The sequence below is a fragment of the Streptomyces durbertensis genome, assembly GCF_014156695.1.
Lineage (GTDB): Bacteria > Actinomycetota > Actinomycetes > Streptomycetales > Streptomycetaceae > Streptomyces > Streptomyces durbertensis.
In genome coordinates, this window is the sequence record NZ_WMLF01000381.1 from 1 (window position 1) to 5,277 (window position 5,277).

The 5,277-nt window shown below is 72.0% G+C and carries 5 protein-coding genes and 1 pseudogene; 3 read left to right on the top strand and 3 right to left on the bottom strand.

The features are described 5' to 3' along the window. Window positions 1-91: pseudogene (locus GL263_RS28535) on the top strand (transposase); the annotation flags it as partial. Between the two features lie 270 nt (window positions 92-361). Here the strand turns inward: GL263_RS28535 and GL263_RS20815 are convergent. The 3 genes from GL263_RS20815 to GL263_RS20825 all read right to left on the bottom strand — a co-directional run bounded on the left by GL263_RS20815 (window position 362) and on the right by GL263_RS20825 (window position 3,738). Continuing rightward, window positions 362-1,585: a damage-control phosphatase ARMT1 family protein gene (locus GL263_RS20815; RefSeq protein ID WP_182857257.1), complete on the bottom strand. Its 1,224-nt coding sequence runs from the start codon at window positions 1,583-1,585 to the stop codon at window positions 362-364. A gap of 307 nt (window positions 1,586-1,892) precedes the next feature. Next, window positions 1,893-3,113 carry a cation:proton antiporter domain-containing protein gene (locus GL263_RS20820; RefSeq protein WP_182857258.1) on the bottom strand — a complete coding sequence of 407 codons (1,221 nt, stop codon included), beginning with the start codon at window positions 3,111-3,113 and terminating at the stop codon, window positions 1,893-1,895. A gap of 73 nt (window positions 3,114-3,186) precedes the next feature. Next, window positions 3,187-3,738, bottom strand: coding sequence for a CGNR zinc finger domain-containing protein (locus tag GL263_RS20825; RefSeq protein WP_182857259.1), 552 nt, complete (start codon window positions 3,736-3,738; stop codon window positions 3,187-3,189). 131 nt (window positions 3,739-3,869) lie between these two features. On the opposite strand from GL263_RS20825, the gene GL263_RS20830 reads away from it, so the two are divergent. Together GL263_RS20830 and GL263_RS20835 are read left to right on the top strand one after the other, a co-directional pair. After that, window positions 3,870-4,331 (top strand): VOC family protein, encoded by a 462-nt coding sequence (locus tag GL263_RS20830; protein ID WP_182857260.1) that lies wholly within the window; start codon window positions 3,870-3,872, stop codon window positions 4,329-4,331. Further along, window positions 4,331-5,236, top strand: coding sequence for a pyridoxamine 5'-phosphate oxidase family protein (locus GL263_RS20835; protein WP_182857261.1), 906 nt, complete (start codon window positions 4,331-4,333; stop codon window positions 5,234-5,236). Before GL263_RS20830 ends, GL263_RS20835 begins: the two co-directional genes overlap by 1 nt. The last annotated feature ends 41 nt before the right edge of the window (window positions 5,237-5,277 follow it).

The window sequence follows — 5,277 nt, forward strand, 5'->3', positions numbered from 1 at the left end:
CATCCGACGCGGCCTACGGCACATCCAGTACCGCAGCGACCTCGTAGACGGCTGCCTCACCGAGACCGGCCTGACCATCAGACCCACCTGAGCAACCCAGCGACATCACGAGTTCAACCTCAGTAATGGTCACCTGGCTCTCACAGAACGCCGGGGCGGATGCGCGTGCGGCCGCGGAAGTCGAGAAGCGCGTCGAGACGCTGCGTTCCGGTAGGTCAAGGCGGGATTGGGCACCGTTCTAGCCAGTCCCGCCGCCTCGATCCAGAGGCGGAAGCCACGGGCGCGGTCCGCGAAGTCGCGGAACTCCGCGGCCGCCGCCGCACCCGGGGGACCTTCTCCTGTGTCGCGCCTGGAGAGACACCTACCGGCGGACCTGGATCAGGGCGTGGGTGCCGCTGGTGCGCCAGGGGTGGTTGGACGTTTCGAGGGTGGCCAGGGTGTGGTGGTCCAGGCCGGTGATGACGTCGGATTTCAGGGTGCGTAGTGCGGCGACGGAACCGGGGAAGTAGGCGGTGAGGTCCGCGAAGGGTGTGGTCGGGGGCCAGAGTTGGTCGCCGACGAGGCGGCGGTAGTTGAGGTCGCCCTTCAGGATCGTCATCGTGGCGGTTGTGAACTCGTCCCGGAGGTCGGCGGGCATGTCGTCGTAGGGGTAGGGCGCGCAGAAGAAGGGGTGGGTGCGGACGTCCAGGTGGCCGGTGCCCATGGCTGCCCAGAGGCGTTTGCCGATCTTGCCGGCCCGACCGGGGGCGAGGGTGAGGCGGCGGAGGGAGTCGATCACGTCGGCGGTCGTCGCGTCGGAGACGTAGTACGGGTAGGGCTTGACGTGGAGGACGACGCGGCGTGCGTGGCCGCGGTCGAGGAGGTGGTCGATGAGGATCAGGTCGGGGATGAGTTCCCGTCCGGCGTTGTCAGCCACCACAGCGACCGTGGCCGAGGCGTCGGCAGGGAGGAGCGACCAGAGGAGGGGGCTGTCGTCGGCGACGAGGTGGGGGTCGCCGTCGCCGGGCGTGGTGTCGCCGGCTGTGACGCGGAAGCCGAGGTCGGCGCGGTTGCCCCAGAGCGAGGCGTGCAGCAGTGCGGTTGCCCGCTCGTCGTCGGGCACGGTGGCGAGGGCGTCGAGGGCGTGGAGTTCGTCGTCCACCGCAGGGCTGTGGAGCTCGGCCTGCTTGAAGGGGGCGAAGGGGTCGACTCCCTGCCAGGCGCCGTCGTCGAAGTAGCCGAAGGCTTGGAGGAGTTTGCGGTAGAAGTAGCTCTCGGCCCACAGGAACGGCGCGTCGAACCATGACCGTCCGAAGTGGTCGCGCCCCCACTCCGCCCACGTTTCGTGGCCTGGGGCAGTGGTGTCGAGCGGTTCGATCACGCCGTTGGCGATCTCATCCTGCAGCGTGTCGAGTGCGCGGTGTTGCCGGGGGCTGTAGGGGAAGGCGTTGCGTACCTGCTGGATGAGGGCGGGGTGGCGCTTGGCCAGGACGCCCCACGCGAAGGAGCCGGGTCGGTTGCTGAGGATCACCGGAGCGCCGTTGTCGGGGGTGTCCGCTGTCATGGTGTCTGTGCCCTTCGCGTAGCGCTGTGTCAGTTCCCTCATGGTGAGGGCTGTGCCCGCACGCTGCCGAGCAGCGCGTCGCCGCCGCGACTGTGCTGGGTCGCGCCGCGCAGGGCCGCTTCCGTGCCCGGCCAACGGACCTGCCGCTGTTCGCCGGGTGGCCAGAGACGTACGGCGCCGGCTGTGGCTGAGCCGACACCAGGCGGGCCTTCCAGCGTGCCAGCGCGCGCATGAAGCTGCGCGGCCGAGTGTCACCGTCAACTGCAAACACGGCACTTGGCCAACCGCCCAACCGTCACTTGCAACCCTTCTCCGGTTTCGTCCCTGTCCTTCTTCGGCCGCCAGGCGGCTACGACCGCTCGTTCGCGCGGTCCGCCGCCTTGCGGTAGGCGGTGAGGGCGGGGGTGTTGGTGATGCCGTGGGCGATCGTGCTGGCGGCTACGACGAGGGTGCCGGCGGCCAGGACCACGGTGTCGGCTTCGAGGCGGGCGGCTTCGAGGGTGAGGTAGAAGAGGGCCGAGACGCCCATGGGGCCGAACCAGCCGAGGAAGACGGCGTCGCGCCAGGTGAGGTCGAGTGGGCGGCGGAGGGCGAGGAGGAGGGGGATGCGGCGTAGGAGGAGGACGGCGACGACGAGGAGCAGGGCGCGCCACCAGCCGAGTCCGGCCCATTCGCGCCAGGGGAGCATCGCGCCGAGGGCGGTGAAGAGGGGGAGGACGAGGAGGTTGTTGACGGCTTCGTCGATGCGGTATTCGGCGGCGCGTTCGCCGGCCGAGCTGGTGGCGTTGAAGGCGAGGCCGCTGACAAAGACGGCGAGGATGCCGTCCAGGTGGAGGAGGCCGCTGGGGCCGAGGACGAACAGGGCGAGGAGGAGGGTGTAGATGAGGAGGGGGCCGGACTCGACTTCCCGGTGGGCTTCCGCGCGGCGGAGCAGCCAGCCGCCGGCGGCGCCCACGGCGGCGCCGAAGACGACGGCTCCGAGGATTCCCCCGAGGGATTCGACCAGGGCCGCCGGGCCGCTGAGGGGTCCGGCGAGGGCGACGGCGGTGAGGACGAGGGGGAGGGCGAGGCCGTCGTTGGCGCCGGATTCCACGGAGAGGAGTTGGCGGGTGCGGAGGGCGATGGTCCGTTCGGCGGGGTCGCCGGTGACGGCGCTGGTCGCGAGTACCGGGTCGGTGGCGCAGAGGGCGGTGCCGAGCAGGAGGGCGGCCGCCAGGCCGATTCCGAGGATGGCGGCCGCCAGCGCCGAGGTGATCAGTGCCATGCCGATCATGCCGGCGACGAGGAGGAGGGTCAGGGGGCGTACGAGTGGGCGGATGTCGCGGACGGGGTAGCGGAGTGCCACGGCCATCACCGAGACGGCGAGCAGGAGCCGCGAGATCTCGTGCATGACGTCGTGCCGCTCGACGATCGTGGGCAGGTCGATGACGGCCAGTACCTCGGGGCCGAAGAGCACGCCGGCGAGGAGGGCGAGGAGGGGGCCGCTCATCGGTACCCGCTGGATGCGCGCGGAGAACGCCGCCACCAGGAGGGCGAGCGCCCCCGCGACCGTCAACAGCACGTCAAGCATGCCGGGGCGGGTGCCCGCGACGGCTGTGGATAGTCGTCCGGGCCGAGTAGTCGTCCCGACGGGTGGGGACCGGCTAGTTTCTGGCGCGGGCGTAGTGGCGGGCGGCTTTGGCGCGGTTGCCGCAGGCGGCCATGGAGCACCAGCGGCGGCGGCGGTTCTGCGAGGTGTCGAAGAAGTGCAGTACGCAGGCCGGGTTGGCGCAGGCCCTGATGCGGGTCGGGTCCTCGTCGAGCAGGCGGAGGTAGTCGTCGGCGGCGAGCCAGGCGGCGAGGTGGGCGGGGTTGTCGGTCTCGGCGGTGGCGACGGGGCCGTCGGCGGTGAGGGCGCGGTGTAGGCGGCCGTGGGCGAGGACCTCGTTGAGTCGGGTCCGTGCCTGTTCGGAGGGGGTGGCGGGGTCCGCTACCGCGGCGGCCAGCGCCTCGCGGGCGTGCAGGAGGTGGCGGAGGGTCGCGGCGTCGGCGTCGCAGCGCTGGTCGAGGTCGACGGATCGCAGCCAGACGGCGAGTCCGGGGAGGTCTTGCAGCAGGTCCTGGGGGCCGTGGTTGTCGATCCAGCGGGTGTTGAGGAGGTCGATCGACAGCGGTTCGCCGACGAGGGGGCGGGGGTCGTCAGCGGCGGCGCTCATGGGGCGCAGTCTATCTTCTAACCGGTGTGGGGTGGTGTAGTGGTTGCGACTCTCGGGCCTAACCGTTAATGTCGCGTTCAACGGTTAGGTTTCGCAGTGGGTGAGGCCGGCCGTCGAACCGGGGAGTCGTCATGTCCGTCACCACAGCCGGCACGCTCACCACCGGCCACGTCGGGATCAACGTCACCGATGTCGGCCGGTCCGCGGACTTCTACCGCCGCGTCCTCGGGTTCGAGGTGCTCCACGAGGGGCGGGACGGGGAGCGGCGCTGGGTGTTCCTCGGGCAGGGCGGCACGCTTGTGCTGACGCTCTGGCAGCAGGCGGACGGCGGCTACGACGCGGGCCGCGCGGGGCTGCACCACCTCTCCTTCCAGGCCGGGAGCCTGGCGGAGGTCCGGGAGAAGGAGGCGGTGCTGCGGGAGTTGGGCGCCGAGTTCGCCTACGACGGGGTGGTGCCGCACGGTGAGGGCGCGGCTTCGGGTGGCGTCTTCTTCCACGACCCGGACGGGGTCCGCCTGGAGATCTACGCACCGAGCGGCGCCGAGTCCGCCGACGCTCCCGTGACGTCCGCGCCCACCTGCGGGTTCTTCTGATGGGCGGCGGCTTCCACCCGGGGGAGCTGGCCGTCCAGCGGCGCGCGGGGGAGGGGGAGGTCGCGGCGCACGTGGGGCGCAGCATCAGGGCGGTGCTCCCGAGGGTGGCGGCGGCGTTCCTCGCCGAGCGCCGGATGCTGGTGCTCGGCGCGGCGGACGAGGACGGGCGGCTCTGGGCGTCCCCGCTGTTCGGGGCGCCCGGCTTCCTCCGCGCGCCCGACGAGGGCACGCTGCTCAGCGCGGTCCGCCCCGGGCCGGGCGACCCCCTCGCCGGGGTCCTCGGCCGGGGCGCCGCGCCGGTCGGCACCCTCGCGCTGGAGCCGTCGACCCGCCGCCGGATGCGGGCCAACGGGCTGGCGGTGCCGGACGGCGAGGGGCTGCGGATCAGCGTCGAGGAGGTGTACTCCAACTGCCCCAAGTACATCCAGCGACGTGAGCTGGTGGTGGAGGGGGCGGGGGCACGTCGGTCCGGGCCGGTGAGCGGTGGTTCCGAAATGACCGCGCGGCAGCAGGAGTTGGTGGCGGGGGCGGACACCTTCTTTGTCGCGACCGCCGACGTGCTCGGTGGTGCGGACGCGTCCCACCGGGGTGGCGCCCCGGGTTTCGTAAGGGTGTTGCGACCTGACCGGTTGGCGTGGCCGGACTACCGGGGCAACTCCCTGTACCAGACGCTCGGCAACCTGGAACGCCGCCCGGCCGCCGGTCTGCTCTTCCTCGACTGGTCGACCGGCGGCGTGCTGCAGCTCTCGGGCGAGGCGGTCACCGACTGGTCGCCGGAGCGTGCGGCGGAGTTCCCGGGCGCCCGGCGGGTGGTGGACTTCCACGTCACGGCGGTCCGGGAGCGCGTGAACGGCAGTCCGCTGCGGTGGGGCGCGCCGGAGATGTCGCCGGCCAACCCCCGGTAGCCCCGCGCCGCGGCCGAGGGGGTTACGAGGGGGAAGAGGGG